The sequence below is a fragment of the Streptomyces sp. NPDC041784 genome, assembly GCF_055591025.1.
On the sequence record NZ_JBVJAB010000001.1, the window covers coordinates 378,635 to 395,940 of the forward strand.

At 72.9% G+C, this 17,306-nt stretch carries 17 protein-coding genes; 13 read left to right on the forward strand and 4 right to left on the reverse strand.

Annotated features, from left to right (window positions below; translation table 11 throughout):
• Window positions 1-212: 212 nt before the first annotated feature.
• The 3 genes from ACZ6D7_RS01660 to ACZ6D7_RS01670 all read right to left on the reverse strand — a co-directional run bounded on the left by ACZ6D7_RS01660 (window position 213) and on the right by ACZ6D7_RS01670 (window position 2,948).
• Window positions 213-464, reverse strand: a complete 252-nt coding sequence (locus ACZ6D7_RS01660) for a hypothetical protein (protein ID WP_469482230.1) — start codon at window positions 462-464, stop codon at window positions 213-215.
• A gap of 84 nt (window positions 465-548) precedes the next feature.
• Entirely contained in the window at window positions 549-2,741 is a 2,193-nt protein-coding gene (gene malQ / locus ACZ6D7_RS01665) for a 4-alpha-glucanotransferase (protein ID WP_469482232.1), read from the reverse strand.
• Complete coding sequence (locus ACZ6D7_RS01670; protein WP_469482234.1) at window positions 2,742-2,948, reverse strand: hypothetical protein; 207 nt, start codon at window positions 2,946-2,948, stop codon at window positions 2,742-2,744.
• A 221-nt stretch (window positions 2,949-3,169) separates the two neighbouring features.
• Between ACZ6D7_RS01670 and ACZ6D7_RS01675 the strand changes: the two genes are divergently transcribed.
• Genes ACZ6D7_RS01675 through ACZ6D7_RS01695 form a run of 5 tightly spaced genes read left to right on the forward strand, consistent with a single transcriptional unit; the run spans window position 3,170 to window position 7,620 of the window.
• Window positions 3,170-3,745 carry an RNA polymerase sigma factor gene (locus ACZ6D7_RS01675; RefSeq protein ID WP_469482236.1) on the forward strand — a complete coding sequence of 192 codons (576 nt, stop codon included), beginning with the start codon at window positions 3,170-3,172 and terminating at the stop codon, window positions 3,743-3,745.
• Window positions 3,742-4,782, forward strand: a complete 1,041-nt coding sequence (locus tag ACZ6D7_RS01680) for a zf-HC2 domain-containing protein (protein ID WP_469482238.1) — start codon at window positions 3,742-3,744, stop codon at window positions 4,780-4,782. The genes ACZ6D7_RS01675 and ACZ6D7_RS01680 overlap by 4 nt, the downstream gene beginning before the upstream one ends.
• A gap of 59 nt (window positions 4,783-4,841) precedes the next feature.
• On the forward strand, window positions 4,842-5,615 hold the full coding sequence (locus tag ACZ6D7_RS01685; RefSeq protein WP_469482240.1) for an ABC transporter ATP-binding protein: 774 nt from the start codon (window positions 4,842-4,844) through the stop codon (window positions 5,613-5,615).
• Window positions 5,612-7,024, forward strand: coding sequence for a hypothetical protein (locus ACZ6D7_RS01690; RefSeq protein ID WP_469482242.1), 1,413 nt, complete (start codon window positions 5,612-5,614; stop codon window positions 7,022-7,024). The genes ACZ6D7_RS01685 and ACZ6D7_RS01690 overlap by 4 nt, the downstream gene beginning before the upstream one ends.
• Window positions 7,021-7,620, forward strand: coding sequence for a hypothetical protein (locus tag ACZ6D7_RS01695; RefSeq protein WP_469482244.1), 600 nt, complete (start codon window positions 7,021-7,023; stop codon window positions 7,618-7,620). The genes ACZ6D7_RS01690 and ACZ6D7_RS01695 overlap by 4 nt, the downstream gene beginning before the upstream one ends.
• A 121-nt stretch (window positions 7,621-7,741) precedes the next feature.
• On the opposite strand, the gene ACZ6D7_RS01700 is transcribed toward ACZ6D7_RS01695, so the two are convergent.
• Window positions 7,742-8,278, reverse strand: a complete 537-nt coding sequence (locus ACZ6D7_RS01700; RefSeq protein WP_359001736.1) for an HNH endonuclease — start codon at window positions 8,276-8,278, stop codon at window positions 7,742-7,744.
• A gap of 314 nt (window positions 8,279-8,592) precedes the next feature.
• Here ACZ6D7_RS01700 and ACZ6D7_RS01705 point away from each other — a divergent pair, with 314 nt between their 5' ends.
• From ACZ6D7_RS01705 to ACZ6D7_RS01740, 8 genes are all read left to right on the forward strand, one after another.
• Entirely contained in the window at window positions 8,593-9,705 is a 1,113-nt protein-coding gene (locus tag ACZ6D7_RS01705; protein ID WP_469482247.1) for a mechanosensitive ion channel family protein, read from the forward strand.
• A gap of 24 nt (window positions 9,706-9,729) precedes the next feature.
• Window positions 9,730-10,296 (forward strand): hypothetical protein, encoded by a 567-nt coding sequence (locus ACZ6D7_RS01710; protein WP_469482249.1) that lies wholly within the window; start codon window positions 9,730-9,732, stop codon window positions 10,294-10,296.
• Window positions 10,297-10,521: 225 nt separating this feature from the next.
• Entirely contained in the window at window positions 10,522-11,733 is a 1,212-nt protein-coding gene (locus ACZ6D7_RS01715; RefSeq protein ID WP_469482251.1) for an ROK family transcriptional regulator, read from the forward strand.
• Between the two features lie 95 nt (window positions 11,734-11,828).
• Window positions 11,829-13,178, forward strand: coding sequence for an ABC transporter substrate-binding protein (locus tag ACZ6D7_RS01720; protein WP_469482253.1), 1,350 nt, complete (start codon window positions 11,829-11,831; stop codon window positions 13,176-13,178).
• A 2-nt stretch (window positions 13,179-13,180) separates the two neighbouring features.
• Window positions 13,181-14,149, forward strand: a complete 969-nt coding sequence (locus ACZ6D7_RS01725; RefSeq protein WP_469482255.1) for a carbohydrate ABC transporter permease — start codon at window positions 13,181-13,183, stop codon at window positions 14,147-14,149.
• 13 nt (window positions 14,150-14,162) lie between these two features.
• Entirely contained in the window at window positions 14,163-15,056 is an 894-nt protein-coding gene (locus ACZ6D7_RS01730) for a carbohydrate ABC transporter permease (protein WP_469482988.1), read from the forward strand.
• Window positions 15,057-15,063: 7 nt separating this feature from the next.
• Window positions 15,064-16,329, forward strand: coding sequence for a 6-phospho-beta-glucosidase (locus tag ACZ6D7_RS01735; RefSeq protein WP_469482257.1), 1,266 nt, complete (start codon window positions 15,064-15,066; stop codon window positions 16,327-16,329).
• Window positions 16,320-17,291 (forward strand): N-acetylglucosamine kinase, encoded by a 972-nt coding sequence (locus tag ACZ6D7_RS01740; protein WP_469482259.1) that lies wholly within the window; start codon window positions 16,320-16,322, stop codon window positions 17,289-17,291. The genes ACZ6D7_RS01735 and ACZ6D7_RS01740 overlap by 10 nt, the downstream gene beginning before the upstream one ends.
• Window positions 17,292-17,306 lie beyond the last annotated feature (15 nt).

The window sequence follows — 17,306 nt, forward strand, 5'->3', positions numbered from 1 at the left end:
CACGCCGGTGAGGTGCCCGCGCCGGACGACGTCGCCGCCCTGCTCGGCCTGGCCGCTACGAGACCCGGATCGGATGACCGTGGGGTTCCCACCCGAACGAACCCCGGGTCAACCCAAGACAAAAGCGCCACCCCCGTCGCCGTACGGCGCGAGGTGCGCGTACAGCGGGTGGGGACGGCGCCTTCGGGGAGGGTGCTGTCGGGTGGGAGGCGTCAGGCCTTGGGCTTGACCACGCGGTGCTCGGGGCTGGACTTGTCGAGCACCATCACCAGCCCGGTGATGACCGCGAAGATCACGATCGGAAGCACGACGAAGAGGCCCAGCGTGTCGACGACACTCAGGCCCGAGCCGGGGTCGTCGCCGTCGTCGCGGGTCAGCGCGAGCGCGGGGGACGACATGAGCAGCATCATCAGCGTCGTACCGGCAGCCAGGGCGCCGGCGCGCAGGGCGTTCTTCTTGTCCACAGAGCAAAAGTAGCGAACGCCCGGAAGAGCCGCGCGTCCGGGGTGCCCGTACGGGTCCCGGCCGTGCGCGCCCCGTCCCCCGGCCTACTCCGGCGGCGCCTCCCGCAGGACGTCGACGAGCCCGTGCAGGCGCGGTGAGGCTGTCAGTTCCTCCAGGGTCACCGGACGGCCGTCCGGGTCGGCGATCGGCAGGCGCCAGTTCGGGTACTGGTCCCAGGTGCCGGGGAGGTTCTGCGGGCGGCGGTCGCCGACGCCGTCCGGGAGCCAGACGCCGATCATGTGGGCGGGGGTGCGTCCCAGGAAGCGGTGGACGGCCTGGACCTCGGCCTCCTCGGAGGCGGAGTCGCCGCCTCCGGCGCTGCCCGCCAGCAGCCCCAGCCGGGCGAGCAGCGCCAGCCACTCCGCCGTGTCGGCGGCCGCCTCGGCGCGTTCCTTCTCCACCGGGCGGGTCAGCAGGCCCAGCCGGTCACGGAGTTCGACGTGTTCGCCGGTGAGACGGGCGGCGGTGGACGGCAGGTCGTGCGTGGTGGCGGTGGCCAGGCAGTCGGCGCGCCAGCGGTCGGGGGGCAGCGGGCGCCCGTCGCCGCCCCAGTCCCGCTCGAACCACAGCACGGACGTGCCCAGCACCCCGCGCTCGCGCAGCGCCTCGCGCACGCCGGGCTCCACCGTGCCGAGGTCCTCGCCGATCACCAGCGCGCCCGCCCGGGAGGCCTCCAGCACCAGGACGGCGAGCATGGCCTCGGCGTCGTAACGGACGTATGTTCCCTGGGTGGGCGGTTCTCCCTGAGGGACCCACCAGAGCCGGAAGAGACCCATGACGTGGTCAATGCGCAGCGCGCCCGCGTACCGGAACAGGCCCCTGAGCAGCCGCCGGAACGGGGCGTAGCCGGAGGCGGCGAGCCGGTCCGGGCGCCAGGGCGGCAGGCCCCAGTCCTGGCCGCGCGCGTTGAAGGCGTCCGGCGGGGCGCCGACCGACATCCCCGCGGCGAAGTACTCCTGCTGCGCCCAGGCGTCCGCTCCCCCGGGATGCACACCGACCGCGAGGTCGTGCACGATGCCGACCGGCATGCCCGCCTCGCGCGCGGCGCGCTGGGCGGCGGTGAGCTGGGCGTCGGTGAGCCAGGCGAGACGGGAGTGGAAGTCGACGCGGTCCATCAGCTCCCGGCGGGCCCGGGCGGTCTCGGCGGACCGGGGGTCGCGCAGCCCTTCCGGCCAGCCGCCCCACTCCGGGCCGTGCGCCTCGGCGAGCGCGCACCAGGTCGCGTGGTCCTCCAGCGCCTGGCCCTGCTCGGCGAGGAAGTCGCAGTAGGCGGCGCGCCGGCCGGGTCCGAGGGGCACCCGGGCGAGCAGTTCCAGCGCCTCCCGCTTCAGCGCCCACACCGCGTCCCGGTCGATCAGCTCGCCCTTCTCCAGCACGGCCTCGCGCAGCCGCCCGGCCCGCTCCACCAGGGCACGCGTGCCGTCGTCGGCGTACGCGAACTCGGGCACGTCCTCGACGCGCAGATGCACCGGGTCGGGGAAGCGGCGCGAGGACGGCCGGTACGGCGACGGATCGGTGGGCGCCCCCGGCACGGCCGCGTGCAACGGGTTGACCTGCACGAACCCGGCCCCGAGCGCCCGCCCGGCCCACCCGGCCAGCTCCCCCAGGTCACCGAGGTCGCCCATGCCCCAGGAGCGCCGGGAAAGGAGGGAGTAGAGCTGGACGAGGAGTCCGTACGAGCGTCCCGCGGGCGTGGGCAGCCGGGGCGGGGCCACGACGAGGTGGGCGCGGGCGGTGCGGCCGTCGGGCGCGGTGGCGGTCAGCCGGTGCACCCCGTGCGGGAGCCGCCCGATCGCCTCCCGGATGTCCCCCCGCTCGAACCCTTCCGGGATCTCCCCCGGGCCGGTCTCGAACCCTTCCGGGATCTCCCCCAGGCCGGTCTCGAACCCTTCCGGGATCTCCCCCAGGCCGGTCTCACTCCCCTCCCTGATCTCGCCCTGCTCGGTCTCGACCCGGAGTTCGGTCCCCTCGGGGAGGGCGGCGAGCGCCTCGCACGGGCCGCCGCTCCAGCACACCACGGTCGGCGGCAGCAGCCGCTCGCGCAGTTCCGCCTCCCGTGCGGCGAGCGCGGCCCGCACGGCCTGCGGGTCGCCCGCGTCGACGCCGAGCGCGGCCAGGACCCGGGTGACGGCGGTCGCCGGGGCGGTGACCGTACGGTCCGGGGACGGCTGGTAGGAGACGGCCACACCGTGCAGCGCGGCCAGCCGGGCGAGGTCCTCGCCGAGGGGTGCGGTCATCTACGGCCTCGTGGAGTCGGAGTCCGCGGCGGCGAGCGGCGGTTCGCTGGTGAGCGGCTCGGCATCGGGCAGCGGCGGCTCACTGGTGAGCGGCGCCTCGGCACAGGCGCCCTCGGCGCTGAAGGCGCACAGGTGGGGCTCCGCGAAGGGCGCTTCGAGGGTGGCGGACGGCTCCGCCGGGCGTTTGGAGTGGGCCGGTGCGATCACGGTGGCTCCTTGTCGCGTGGGGGACGGCTCACCCGCAGCCCTACCCAGCGGACGCGACGGCAGACGTCCGGGGCGCCGACCATGCGCATCTCGCCACATTCCCCACCTCGACATTTCTCACGAAACGGACTGATCGCACTTTATCGGCCACCCCTGCCGCCGTCCCGTGAACCGGCGGCGCGCGGCCGTCCGACAGAGAGGGTGTGAGACGGTTCCGCCCCATGAGGGGCCACGGGGAGAGCGACACGGACGCGGCGCTGCTGCGGGCCGTGGCGGACGGCGACGCGGCGGCCCTGGCCACGCTGTACGACCGGCACGCGGGATGGCTGCACGCACGGCTGGCCCGGCGCTGCGCCGACGCCGAGGTGGTCCGGGAGGTCCTGCAGGACACCTTCGTGACCGTGTGGCGGTCGGCGGGCGGGCACCACGGCGGGGAGGCGGGCGGCTGGCTGTGGACCATCGCCGCCCGGCGGCTCGTCGACGCGCGCCGGGCGCAGGAGCGCGCCGCGCGGGCCGAGGCGGCGCCGCCCCCGGAGGCCGGACCCGTCGAGTCCGCCGAGGAACGGGTGCTGGCCGGGCTGGAGTTCGGCGACGTCGGCACCGCCCTCGGCCGGATCTCGCCCGAGCTGCGGGAGGTACTGCGCGCGACCGTCGTCGACGGGCTCACCACCCGGGAGACGGCCCGCCTGCTCGGCATTCCCGAGGGCACCGTCAAGACCCGCGCGATGCGGGCCCGCGCCGAACTCCGCGCGGCCCTGGCCCAGTTGAACCCCACCCCGGCGGGAGGCCCGGCATGAGCGACTCGCCCTGGCACATCACCGACACCCTCGCCGCCCGCTACGCCGACGGCACGCTGCCGGAGTCCGACGCCTGGTCCCTGGAGAAGCACCTGGAGCACTGCGGGGGCTGCGCGAGGCGTGTCTCCCAGGCGGTGGGACGCACGGACACGGCGGCGATCCTCGCGGAGGTGCGGGGGGCTGTGCTGTCGGAGGTGCGGGGGGCTGCCCTGGCGGACGTGACCGGCGCCGCCCCGCTGCCGACGCCGGTCGCGAAACCCGCCCCCGCCCCCACGTCCACGTCCATGCCCACACCCCGCGTCCACGGCGCCCGCCTCTGGTCCTCCCGCGTCCGGTCCTCCCGCGTCCGGTCCTCCCGCCCCGGCGGGCTCCGCGTCTCCCGCCTCGCCCGCGCCCTCTGGGCCGCCGGTCCCGCCGTACGCGGCGCCTGGCCGGCCGCCGTCGTGACGGTCGCGGTCGGCGCCCTCGGGCTCGCGTACGGGGCCGGCGTCGACGGAGTACGTCCGCTGCTGCTGGCGATCGCACCGCTCGTGCCGGTCGTCGGGGTCGCCCTGTCCTACGGGCGGCACGCCGATCCGCTGTACGAGATCATCGCCTCGACCCCGTCCGGCGGGCTGCGGCTGGTGCTGACCCGGACGGCCGCCGTGCTCGGCGTCAGCCTGCCGCCGCTGACCCTCACCGGCCTGCTGCTGCCCGCCTCCGGCGCCCCCGGCGCGGCCGCCTGGCTGCTCCCGGGACTCGCGCTGACCCTGGCCTCGCTGGTCCTGGCCGGGTACGTCGGCACCCGTGCCGCGACCGCCGTGACCGGCGGCGGCTGGCTCGCGGCCGTCCTCCTCCCGGCGCTCGCCGGCCCCGGCGGGACGCCCGTCGCCCGCCTCGCCGCACCCGGCGACACCCTCGCCGCCCGCCTCGCCGAACAGCTCTCCCGCTACCTCGACGGCCCGCTCACGCAGGGCGCGTGGGCGGCCGCGGCCGTGCTCTGCGCGACCCTGCTGGCCGTCCGCCGCTCCGCCTACGACCGGCTGGACCAGCGGTGAACCCCTCTTCCTCCGAAATCCCCTCTTCCTCCGAAGTCCCCTCTTCCTCCGGAGTCCCCTTGAGCACGATACGAGTGACCGGTCTGTACGTCCGGCACCGCAGAACCGTCGCCCTCGACACCGTGGACCTCGACCTCGGCCGGGGCGTGCACGGTCTGCTCGGTCCGAACGGCGCCGGGAAGACCTCCCTGATCCGGGTCCTGTCCACCGTCGCGCGGCCGAGCGCCGGCCGGGTGGAGATCCTCGGTGAGGACGTGGGCGACCCGCGTCGGCGCGGCCCGGTGCGGGCCCGGCTCGGCTATCTGCCGCAGGAGTTCGGCTACTACCCGGGCTTCACGGTCCGCGAGTTCGTCGCCTACGTGGCCTGGCTGAAGGAACTGCCCGCCGCGGACACCGCGGCCGCCGTCGAACGCGCCGTCGCACGCGTCGGCCTCGCGGACCGCGCCGACGCGAAGGTGCGGACGCTGTCCGGCGGCATGATCCGCCGGGTCGGCATCGCGCAGGCCATCGTCAACGACCCGGACGTCCTGCTCCTCGACGAGCCGACCGCCGGCCTCGACCCCGAGCAGCGCGTGGAGTTCCGTGCGCTGCTGCGCGAACTGGGCGCCTCCGCCACGGTGATCGTCTCCACCCACCTGGTGGAGGACGTGGCCGCCGCCTGCACGGAGGTCACCCTCCTGGACGCGGGCCGGGTCGCCTACCGCGGCTCCCCCGCCTCGCTCAGCGCCCTCGGCGAGGGGACCGGTGCGGACGGCGTCGGCGACAACCCGATCGAACGCGGCTACACGACGGCCCTGCGCACCCACCGCACCGGAGCGGAGGCCACCCGATGACCCTCGCAAAGACGAAGGCCGAGGCGAAGACACAGACAGAGACACAGACAGAGACAGAGACGGGGACGGGAACGGGGACGGGGCCGGAGAAGCCCCCCGCACCCGTACGGCGCGTACGCGTCCACCCCCTGCGCGCCGAGAGCGTCCGCGGTCTCGCGCCCCTCGCCGGGGCCGCCGTCACGCTGACCGTGGCCGTGGTGCTGGGCGGCTCGGCCGACCGGTGGCAGGGCGGCTGGGCGGAGACCCGGACCCAGCTGCACGACACGCTGCTGATCCTCCTCCCCCTCGCGGCGGCCGCCGGCTGCCGGCAGGGCGGGCGGGAGCGCCGGCGCCGTACGGAGGAGCTGTGGGGGACGGCCGTCCGCGGGCCGCTGGCCAGGTTCCTGGTGTCGGCGCTGCCTCTGGCCCTGTGGGTGGCCGCGGGATACCTGGTCGCGGCGGCCGGCGCGCTCCTCGCGACCTGGCCGTACGCCCGGGGCGACCGGCCGTCTCTCGCGCTGCTGCCGGCGGACGTGGTGGCGCTCGCGGCCGCGGCGGTGGCCGGGCAGGTCGTGGGGCGGCTGGTGGCCTGGCGGCTGGCACCGCCGCTGCTGGCGCTGGCCGGGTACGGCGTGCTCGGCGTGTCGATGTCGGCGCGCGAGAGCGCCGGCCGCTTCCTGAACCCGGCCCTCCCGGTCGCTGCCGACGAGATCCCGGTCGGCTGGCAGCCGGTCGCGGTGACCGTGTGGACGGCGGGGCTCGCGGCGGCCGCCGTCCTGGCGTACGCGGCCCGTCCGCGGTACGCGGCGCTGCTGCCGCTGGCGGCCGCGGTCGCCGCGGGCGGGCTGCTGGTGGCCGCCGGCGACGGGCTGTGGCGGACGGACCCGGTCACGGGCCGCCAGGTCTGCGACACCTCGACCACGCCCCAGGTGTGTGTGAACGCCCGCTACGGCGAGCTGTTGCCGCAGGTCACGGCGGCCCTCTCGGGGGTCACCGGCCGCCTGGAGGGCGTTCGGAACCTGCCGGTCCGGTTCGAGGACCGGACCGGTGAGCCGCGCGCCGACGAGGCGCAGCTGCCCATGCTGACGCCGTTCGGCTGGTCGGTGGTGCGGGGGCGGCTGACCGATCCGGAGCAGTACGCGTGGGAGGCGGTGGCGGCGCTCCAGCGCCGGGGCGACTGCGACAGGCTGGACCCGCGCGTGAGCCTCGCGGACGACGCCGTGGAGAACCTCCTCGCGCCGAGCCCCGCACAGAAGACCTTCGACGGGCTGGACGCGCGGGGTGACGAGGAGCGCCGCAGCGGTCTGGCGCAGCGGACGACCGCCCGGGCCCGGCTCGTGGCGATGGGCGAGGAGGAGCGCCGCGCATGGCTGTCGGCGTACTTCGCGACGGCGGGCTCCTGCGACGCGAAGGGGGTGCCGGCCCTGTGAAAGGAGTCCTGCTGTACGCCCGTTCCCGCGCCGTCCCCGCCGCCCTGGCCGCGCTCGCCGGGACCGCCGCCTTCGCGGTCTGGGCAGCGGGCCGGACGGACACCTACCTGGACCCGCACCAGAAGCCGGTCGTGGCGCTGGCCCCGCTGCTGGCCGCCGCCGTGATCGGGAACGGCCTGCACACCGCGTCCGACGAGCTGGACCGTACGGCCGTACGCCCGTGGTGGCCGCGGCGGCTGGCCCAGGTGCTGGCCCTGACCGCCGTGGCGGCGGCGCTGTTGTCGCTCGCCGTGCTCGGGGACGGGACCGGCTACGGCCCGCCGGCCATGCTCCGCAACCTGCTCGGCTGCACCGGGGTCACGGCCGCCGCGGCGGCCGCGCTGGGCGCCCGGCTGAGCTGGCTGCCGGCCTTCGCCTACGTCAGCACCGTGTACCTGGCGTCGGACGGGGTGCGCGGGCGGGCGGTCACGGTGTGGGCGTGGCCGATGCGGCCGGAGCAGGAGGCGGGGGCGTGGGCGGCGGCCGGGGGCGCGTTCGTCCTGGGGGCGGCCCTGTACGTCGTTCGGGGCGCGCGGCCGGAGGGGCCACGCGGCTGAGCCCGTGACCCGTTCCGTGCCCCGTGCGCCGCCCCGATGCCCCGTGGCCGGGCCGGTCGGGCCGGCGGCGCCACGGGGCAGGGAACGGGGCAGGGAACGGGGTATGAAGAAGCCCGGATCGTCAGGCGGAGATGCCGTCGATCCGGGCCAGGGCGTCGTCCGCGCCGTACGGTTGCAAGTACGGCAGCCAGCGCGGGTCCCTGTGGCCGGTTCCGATGATGCGCCAGGCCAGGCCGGTGGGCGGAGCGGGTTTGTGGCGCAGCCGCCAGCCGATCTCGACGAGGTGGCGGTCTGCCTTGACGTGATTGCAGCGACGGCAGGACGCCACCACGTTGTCCCACACGTGCTTGCCCCCGCGGCTGCGCGGGATGACGTGGTCGACGCTGGTTGCGACGCCACCGCAGTACATGCACCGGCCCCCGTCACGCGCGAAGAGGGCGCGCCGGGTAAGAGGAACGGGCCCCCGATAGGGAACCCGGACGAATCGCTTGAGCCGGACCACGCTGGGTGCGGGGACTGTGACGGTCGCGCTGTGCATGAAGGCGCCTGACTCTTCCAAGGAGACCGCCTTGTTCTCCAGGACGAGGATGAGCGCGCGGCGGAGCGGTACGACGCCGAGCGGCTCGTACGACGCGTTGAGGACCAGGACATGCGGCACGGATGCCTCCTTGTGCGTCGGCGGCGCGTGGCTCGCGCCGGGACGATCTGAGGTCAGTCTCTCCTCTTGCCTGGTGGACGCGCCACCATGTCCCGGTAACGGGCTGGGAGTGTTTTCGACCACACCCTGATTCATCCCCAGGACCGTGGCCAGTTCAAGCGCGGGTGAGGCCCGTCTCTCCTTCACGTATCTCGCCTAAGCACACACAATGCCCCGTTAGTGTGGTGACCCTGCCCGTCCGGTGACCTTTTCGTGACCTTGAAGACCTTGACCACCGCACCGGGGGTGGACCGCTGCACCTGGAGGTACCTGCCGTGTCCTTGTCCGCCGTCCTGCTGGCCGCCGGTTCGTCGCCGTCGCCGACTCCCTCGGGGTCGCCGACCGTGACGGTCCCGACCCTCGAGGACGCCCAGGAAAGCGCGACGAACGCGGCCAGCTGGGTCGAGCAGAACTGGTCGACGTGGCTGGCGATCGGTCTGCGGGTTCTGCTGATCCTGGTGATCGCCGCGGTGCTGAGAAAGTTCGTGCTGCGGGCCATCACCAAGCTCATCGACCGGATGAACCGGACCGTGGAGTCCGTCGACGGCTCCACCCTGGGCGGTCTGCTGGTCAACGCCGAGCGGCGGCGGCAGCGCTCGCAGGCGATCGGCTCGGTGCTGCGGTCGGTGGCGAGCTTCCTGATCCTGGGCACCGCGGCCCTGATGGTGCTGGCCACCTTCGAGATCAACCTCGCCCCGCTGCTGGCGTCCGCCGGTGTCGCGGGCGTGGCGATCGGTTTCGGTGCCCGCAACCTGGTCACGGACTTCCTCTCCGGCGTGTTCATGATCCTGGAGGACCAGTACGGCGTCGGCGACCAGATCGACGCGGGCGTGGCCAGCGGCGAGGTCATCGAGGTGGGCCTGCGCGTGACGAAGCTGCGCGGGGACAACGGTGAGATCTGGTACGTCCGCAACGGCGAGGTCAAGCGGATCGGCAACCTCTCGCAGGGCTGGGCGACGGCCGGGGTCGACGTCACCGTCAAGGCGTCCGAGGACCTGGACCGGGTCAAGGCCACGCTGAGCGAGGTCGCCGAGAAGATGAGCAAGGAAGAGCCCTGGAACGAGCTGCTGTGGAGCCCGATCGAGATCCTGGGCCTGGACAGCGTGCTCCTGGACTCGATGGTCGTCCGCCTCTCGGCGAAGACGATGCCCGGCAAGTCCCTCTCGGTCGAACGCGAACTGCGCTGGCGCGTCAAGCGCGCCTTCGACGCGGCGGACATCCGCATCGTGGGCGGCGCGACGGTTCCTCCGGAGGAGGACCCGGACGTGGACCCGACGGCCGCCGTCGCGGCCCCGTCCGTGTACGCCAACACGGCGTCTCCGCAGGCCATGGCGGCCACGCCGATCACTCCCGCCGCTCCGGCGGCGCCCGGGACGCCGATGAAGTAGGGGCGGGCCAGCAGGCGAACGGTTTTGATCGAGCCGGAGACCGCGCCGGTCTGCACCACGACGGCCACCACCAGCACCACGGTGACCGAGTCGTGCGCGGAGACGCTCGTCATCGACCCGTGGGACAGCCTCTACGAGGCCGCGGACGCCGGGACCTGGAAGGTCGCCGGGCTCTACGGCCACATCGACCAGGACCTCGACGACTCCGACAACCAGGTCAGCGTCGAGTACGGCTACTCGATCTGGGGCGGCCTCGGCACCGCGAAGCTCCAGCGGGCCGCCAAGCTGACCGTGAACGCCACCCCGGAGCCCGCGCGCGCCGGCAAGACGCTCACCGTCAAGGGCAAGCTGAGCCGCGCCAACTGGGAGTCCGGCACGTACACCGGCTACGCGGGCCAGAAGGTGACCCTCCAGTTCAAGGCCAAGGGCGCGAGCGCCTACACGACGGTGAAGACGGTCACCACCGGCACCGGCGGCGCCCTCTCCACCACCACGAAGGCGACCAGGAGCGGCGCCTACCGCTTCGTCTTCGCCGGCACGTCCACCACCGCCGCCAAGTCGGCCGTCGGTGACTACGTCGAGGTGAAGTAGCCCCAGCCGCCCCACCCGCCGTCCCATCCGCCGCCCCCGAGGTAACGACTCTGTTGCCTCGGGGGCGGTATCCGTTTTCCCTCCTTGACTCCCCCTTCGCACCGGGCTTACCTTCCCTTCCAGCCGATAGGAAACTTTCCTAACAGTGGCGGAAGCGAACCCGAAGTGGACTCGCGTCCCGCGTCACTGAAAAGCTGGGCAGTTCAGAAAGGCAGGTGTCGACCCATGGCAGGAACCGCCGGTACGCCGGGCACCCCGCGCGTCCTGCGCGCCATGAACGACCGCGCCGCCCTCGACCTCCTCCTGGCGCACGGACCCCTGTCCCGCACCCGCATCGGCAAGCTCACCGGCCTGTCCAAGCCGACCGCCTCCCAGCTGCTGGCCCGGCTGGAGGCGGCGGGCCTGGTCCTGGCCACCGGCACCACCGAGGGCCGCCCCGGCCCCAACGCCCAGCTGTACGAGGTCAACCCGGCCGCCGCGTACGCCGCCGGGCTCGACGTCACCCCCGAACGCATCCTCGCCGCCGTCGCCGACATCACCGGCCGGACCGTGGGCACGTACGAGGTGGCGACCCCCGCGAGGAAGGCCGCGGGGGCCGTCGTACGGCAGGTGACCGAGGCCCTCGACGGCGCGGTGAAGGCCGCCGGCCTCACCCGGGACGACGTGCGCCGGCTCGTCGTCGCCACCCCCGGCGCCTTCGACCCCACCACCGGCCGGCTCCGCTACGCCTCCCACCTCCCCGGCTGGCACACGCCCGCGCTGCTCGACGACCTCGCCGCAGCCCTGCCGATGCCGGTCGAGTACGAGAACGACGTCAACCTCGTCGCCGTCGCCGAACAACGGCTCGGCGCGGCCCGCGGACACGAGGACTTCGTCCTGCTGTGGAACGAGGGCGGTCTCGGCGCCGCGCTCGTCCTCGGCGGCCGGCTGCACCGCGGCTGGACCGGCGGCGCGGGAGAGGTAGGTTTCCTGCCGGTTCCAGGAGTCCCGCTGGTCAGGCAGGTCACGAAAGCCAACAGTGGTGGCTACCAGGAGCTGGCCGGCTCCCAGGCCCTCCCCCAACTGGCCCGGGAACTGGGCATGAACGACGTCCCGTCCGGTCCGTACGCCGAGGCGGCCGCCGCCCTCGTCGAACGGGCCGCCACCGAGGACACCGTCCTGAACCGGCTGCTGCTGGAGACGTACGCGACCCGGCTCGCCACCGGTCTCGCCTCGCTCGTCTCCGTGCTCGACCCCGAACTCGTCGTCCTCAGCGGCGCCTCCCTGACGGCCGGCGGCGAGGTGCTGCGCGCCCTCGTCGAGGCCGAACTGGCGGAACTGGCCGCGTCCCGGCCCAAGCTGGTCATGGGCGACGTCACCGAACACCCCGTGCTGCGCGGCGCGCTGGAGAGCGCGCTGGCGGCCACCCGCGACGAGGTCTTCGACACCTCGCGCTGACGCACCCCCGTAGCGACCCCCCGCAGCAACCCTCGCAACTCCCCTTCTCGCACGTCACCTCACCTCACCCCGCCCTGTCCCTGGGAGGCTCCGTCATGCCCACACGCATCCCCGCAGCGGTCCGAAAGGCGGCTTTCGCCCTCGCCGCGTCCACCGCCCTCTTCCTGAGCACCACCGCCTGTACCGGCCAGTCCGCCACCGGCGCGGACGACGACGCGTCCAAGGAGACGACCCTCACCTTCTGGCACGCGTGGAGCGCGCCGAACGAGGTGAAGGCCGTCAAGGCGCTGGTCGTCGGCTTCGAGAAGGCGCACCCCGACATCCACGTGAACGTCGTCGGCAACATGACCGACGACAAGATCAACCAGGCGCTGCGCGCGGGCGGCAGCAAGGCGCCGGACGTGATCTCCTCCTTCACCACCAACAACGTCGGCAAGTTCTGCTCCTCCGGCGCCCTGGTCGACCTCAACCCCTTCTTCGAGAAGTCGGACATCGACCCGGACACCACGTTCCCGAAGGCGATGAACGAGTACACCCAGTTCGACGGCAACCGCTGCGCCGTACCGCTGCTGGGCGACGCCTACGGCCTCTACTACAACAAGACCGCGTTCGAGAAGGCCGGCATCACCAGCCCGCCCAAGACCTGGTCCGAGTTCGAGGCCGACGCCAAGAAGCTGACGATCGCCCAGGGCGACACCTACAAGCAGCTCGGCTTCATGCCGAACTACCACGGCTGGGAGACCACCACCGAGCACTACATGGGCCAGTTCTCGCCGACGTACTTCGACCAGGACGGCAAGTCCACGATCGGCACGGACCCGGCGGTCGCGGCGGCCTTCACCCTCCAGAAGAAACTGGTCGACGACCTCGGCGGCTTCAAGAAGCTGGAGAAGTACCGTTCCGGCCTCGGCGACGAATGGGGCCCCAAGCACCCCTTCCACACCGGCCAGGTGGCCATGCAGCTCGACGGCGAGTGGCGCCTGGGCATGGCCCTGGACGCCGAGCCGGACTTCGAGATCGGCGTCGCCCCGCTGCCCGTGCCCGACGACCAGGCCGACCAGTACGGCAAGGGCTACATCACCGGCACCATCGCCGGCATCGCCGCCACCAGCCAGAAGCAGAACGCGGCCTGGGAACTGGTGAAGTACATGACCACCGACACGGACGCGGTGGTCGCCTTCTCCAACGCCATCCACAACGTGCCCTCGACGCTGGCCGCGCTGAAGTCCCCGGACCTGACGTACGACCCGCGCTTCAAGACCTTCCTCGACATCGCCGCGAACCCGAACTCGACCACCTCCCCGGCCTCGGTCAACGGCGGCGTCTACCTGACCACCGTCCAGCAGCTCGGCTACGACTACGAGAGCGGCAAGGTCACCGACCTGAAGGCGGGTCTGGCGAAGGCGGCCGCGCAGATCGACACGGACATCGCGCAGGCGAAGTAGCGATGAGCGCCCTCACGTCGAGGGCGAGGCGCCCGCGCTCCGGCCTCGCTGCGAAGCAGCGGAAACAGGCACTGCGCACCCTCGCCTTCCTCTCGCCCTGGCTGATCGGCTTCGCGGTCTTCTTCGCGTACCCGATGATCTCGACGGTCTACTTCTCGTTCATGCACTACGACGGCTTCAGGCCGCCGACCTGGAGCGGAACGAAGAACTGGACGTACGTCTTCGAGTCCTACCCCTTCTTCTGGCCCGCCCTGCGCAACACGCTGTGGCTGGTCGTGATCATGGTGAGCCTGCGAGTCCTGTTCGGACTCGGGATCGGCCTGCTCATCACGAAGATCAAGACGGGTACGGGCGTCTTCCGCACCCTCTTCTACCTGCCCTACCTGGCCCCGCCCGTGGCGGCCACCATGGCCTTCGCGTTCCTCCTCAACCCCGGTACGGGCCCGGTCAACTCGATGCTGGAGACGATCGGCATCCCGGCGCCCGGCTGGTTCAACGACCCGACCTGGTCCAAGCCGGCCCTGACCCTGCTGGCCCTGTGGGGCGTCGGCGACCTGATGGTCGTCTTCATGGCCTCGCTGCTCGACGTACCGAGGGAGCAGTACGAGGCGGCGGAGCTGGACGGCGCGTCGGCCTGGCAGCGGTTCCGGTTCGTCACCCTTCCCAACATCTCGCCGATCATCATGTTCGCGGTCGTCACGGGCGTCATCCAGGCGATGCAGTACTACACCCAGCCCCTGGTCGCCGGGAAGGTCGCCTCGGGCGTGATCCAGGGCGCGGGCACCATGTTCGAGCCCGGCTACCCCGAGCACTCCACGCTCACCCTCCCCCAGCTCGTCTACAACCTCGGCTTCCAGCGCTTCGACTACGGCTCCGCCTGTGTCGTCGCCCTGGTCCTGTTCGTCCTGTCGATGGCGTTCACCGCGCTTCTGATGCGGCGCCGGGGCGGTCTCATCCAGGCAGGTGACTGACATGGCCCAGGACATCGCCCCCGTGCTGGAGCGGCCGGTGGAGACGAACACCCCGGCCTCACCCGCCGAACGCACCGCGCGCCGCAAGGCGCTCCTCGAATGGATCGCGATCCACTCCCTGGGCGTCGCGGCGGCCCTCTTCTTCACCCTCCCCTTCGTGTTCGTGTTCCTGACGTCCCTGATGAGCGACTCGCAGGCGCTCAGCCGGGACCTGATCCCGCACACCTGGGAATGGGCCAACTACCGGAAGGTCTTCGACACCCCCGGCTTCGTCACCTGGTGGAAGAACACGCTGCTCTACGCGGGACTGGGAACAGTCCTCACCGTCGTCTCCTCGATCCCCGTGGCGTACGCGCTGGCCAAGTTCCGCTTCCGGGGCCGCAATCTGACGCTCATGCTGGTGATCTCGATGATGATGCTGCCTCCGCAGGTGGTCGTCATCCCGATGTACCTGTTCTGGGCGAAGCAGCTGGACCTGTCGGGCACGCTGTGGCCGATGATCATCCCGATGGCGTTCGGCGACGCGTTCTCGATCTTCCTGCTGCGCCAGTTCCTGACGACCATCCCGAACGAGTACGTGGACGCGGCGAAGGTGGACGGCTGCGGTGACCTGCGCACCCTGCTGAAGGTGATCCTGCCGATGGCGAAGCCCGGCATCGCCGCCGTCACGCTCTTCCAGTTCTTCTACGCCTGGAACGACTACTTCGGACCGCAGATCTACGCCTCGGAGAACCCGGCCGCGTGGACCCTGTCCTACGGCCTGGAGTCCTTCAAGGGCGCCCACCACACCGACTGGAACCTCACCATGGCCGCCACCGTGCTGGTCATGGCCCCGGTGATCCTCGTGTTCTTCTTCGCACAGAAGGCGTTCGTCGAGGGCGTCACCCTGACCGGAGTAAAGGGTTGAACCTCCTGTGAAACTCACCGTGGTCGGCGGCGGCTCGACCTACACACCCGAACTGATCGACGGCTTCGCACGGCTGCGGGACACCCTCCCCGTCACGGAGTTGGTCCTGGTGGACCCGGCGGCCGAACGCCTCGACCTGGTCGGCGGCCTGGCCCGGCGCATCTTCGCCCGGCAGGGCCACCCCGGCCGGATCGTCACGACGTCCGACCTGGACGCGGCGGTGGACGGCGCCGACGCCGTCCTGCTCCAGCTCCGCGTCGGCGGCCAGGCCGCCCGCGAGCGGGACGAGACCTGGCCCCTGGAGTGCGGCTGCGTCGGCCAGGAGACCACCGGCGCCGGCGGTCTGGCCAAGGCGCTGCGCACGGTCCCGGTGGTCCTGGACATCGCCGAACGGGTCCGCCGCACCAACCCCCGGGCCTGGATCATCGACTTCACCAACCCGGTCGGCATCGTCACCCGCGCCCTCCTCGAGGAGGGCCACCGCGCGGTCGGCCTGTGCAACGTGGCCATCGGCTTCCAGCGGAAGTTCGCCGCGCTGCTAGGCGTCTCCCCGTCGGACGTCCACCTCGACCACGTGGGCCTCAACCACCTCACCTGGGAGACGGCGGTACGGCTCGACGGCCCCGAGGGCGAGGACGTCCTGCCGGACCTGCTGGCCGACCACGGCGACGCCATCGCCGCCGACCTCCACCTGCCCCGCCCCGTCCTCGACCGGCTGGGCGTGGTCCCGTCGTACTACCTGCGCTACTACTACGCCCACGACGAGGTCGTACGGGAACTGCGTACCAAGCCGTCGCGGGCGGCCGAAGTCGCCGCCATGGAACGGCAGCTGCTGGAGATGTACGGCGATCCGGCCCTGGACGAGAAGCCGGAGCTGCTGGCGAAGCGCGGCGGGGCCTTCTACTCGGAGGCGGCCGTGGACCTGGCGGCGGCGCTGCTCACCGGGTCGGGCAGCCCGTACCAGGTGGTGAACACCCGCAACGAGGGCACGCTCCCCTTCCTCCCCGACGACGCGGTGATCGAGGTCCAGGCGGCGGTCGGTCCCAAGGGCCCCTCCCCCCTGCCGACGGCCTCCGTGGACCCCCTGTACGCGGGCCTGATGGCCAACGTGACGGCGTACGAGGACCTGGCGCTGGAGGCGGCGCTGCGCGGCGGCCGTGACCGTGTCTTCCGCGCCCTGCTCGCCCACCCCCTGGTCGGCCAGTACGCGTACGCCGAGCAGCTGACCGACCGGCTGATCGCACACAACAGGGAGCACCTGGCGTGGGCCTGACGGCAAGTGTCCTCGCCATCGACGCGGGCAACAGCAAGACCGACGTGGCCGTCGTGGCGGCGGACGGGGAGGTGCTCGCCACGGCCCGCGGCGGCGGCTTCCGGCCCCCGGCGGACGGTGTCGAAGCGGCGGTCGACGCCCTCGCGGACACCGTCACGCGCGCGTACGCCGCCGCCGGTGTCGGCTCGGTCGCCCATGTCTCGGCCTGCCTCGCCAACGCCGACCTGCCCGTCGAGGAGGAACAGCTGGCGGCGGCCCTGCACGCGCGCGCGTGGGGCGCCTCCGTCGACGTCCGCAACGACACCTTCGCGATCCTGCGGGCGGGCGTCTCCGAGCCCCGGGGCGTGGCCGTCGTCTGCGGTGCCGGCATCAACTGCGTCGGCATGCGTCCCGACGGCCGCACCGCCCGCTTCCCGGCCCTCGGCCGTCTCTCCGGGGACTGGGGCGGCGGCTGGGGCCTGGCCGAGGAGGCCGTCTGGCACGCGGCACGCGCGGAGGACGGCCGCGGCGAGGCGACCGCCCTGTCCGAGGCGCTCCCGGCCCACTTCGGCCTGGCCACCATGTACGCGCTGATCGAGGCCCTGCATCTGGGCCGGGTCCCCGACGTGCGCCGGCACGAGCTGACACCGGTGCTCTTCGCGACGGCGGCGGCCGGCGACCGCGTGGCCCGCGCGATCGTCGACCGCCTGGCCCAGGAGGTGGCCACGATGGCCCTGGTCGCCCTGACCCGCCTGGACCTCCTGGAGGAGGAGACCCCGGTCCTGCTCGGCGGCGGTGTCCTGACGGCGGGTCACGGTCAACTGGACGACGGGGTACGGAACCTGCTGGCGGAGAAGGCACCCAAGGCGGAGACGAGGGTGGTAAAGGCCCGCCCGGTGCTGGGGGCGGCGCTGCTGGGCATGGACCACGTGCGGCTGGGACCCGAGGCGCGGGAAAGGACACGGGAGTTCTTCGAAGCGTGAGGTGAACCGGCCCGA

What these genes read in the sequence shown, in the direction of transcription:
- ACZ6D7_RS01725 (WP_469482255.1), top strand. Translation starts at nt 13,181, where the DNA reads ATGAGCGCCCTCACGTCGAGGGCGAGGCGCCCGCGCTCCGGCCTCGCT.
- ACZ6D7_RS01690 (WP_469482242.1), top strand. Translation starts at nt 5,612, where the DNA reads ATGACCCTCGCAAAGACGAAGGCCGAGGCGAAGACACAGACAGAGACA.
- ACZ6D7_RS01675 (WP_469482236.1), top strand. Translation starts at nt 3,170, where the DNA reads ATGAGGGGCCACGGGGAGAGCGACACGGACGCGGCGCTGCTGCGGGCC.
- ACZ6D7_RS01720 (WP_469482253.1), top strand. Translation starts at nt 11,829, where the DNA reads ATGCCCACACGCATCCCCGCAGCGGTCCGAAAGGCGGCTTTCGCCCTC.
- ACZ6D7_RS01715 (WP_469482251.1), top strand. Translation starts at nt 10,522, where the DNA reads ATGGCAGGAACCGCCGGTACGCCGGGCACCCCGCGCGTCCTGCGCGCC.
- ACZ6D7_RS01680 (WP_469482238.1), top strand. Translation starts at nt 3,742, where the DNA reads ATGAGCGACTCGCCCTGGCACATCACCGACACCCTCGCCGCCCGCTAC.
- malQ (WP_469482232.1), bottom strand. Translation starts at nt 2,741, where the DNA reads ATGACCGCACCCCTCGGCGAGGACCTCGCCCGGCTGGCCGCGCTGCAC.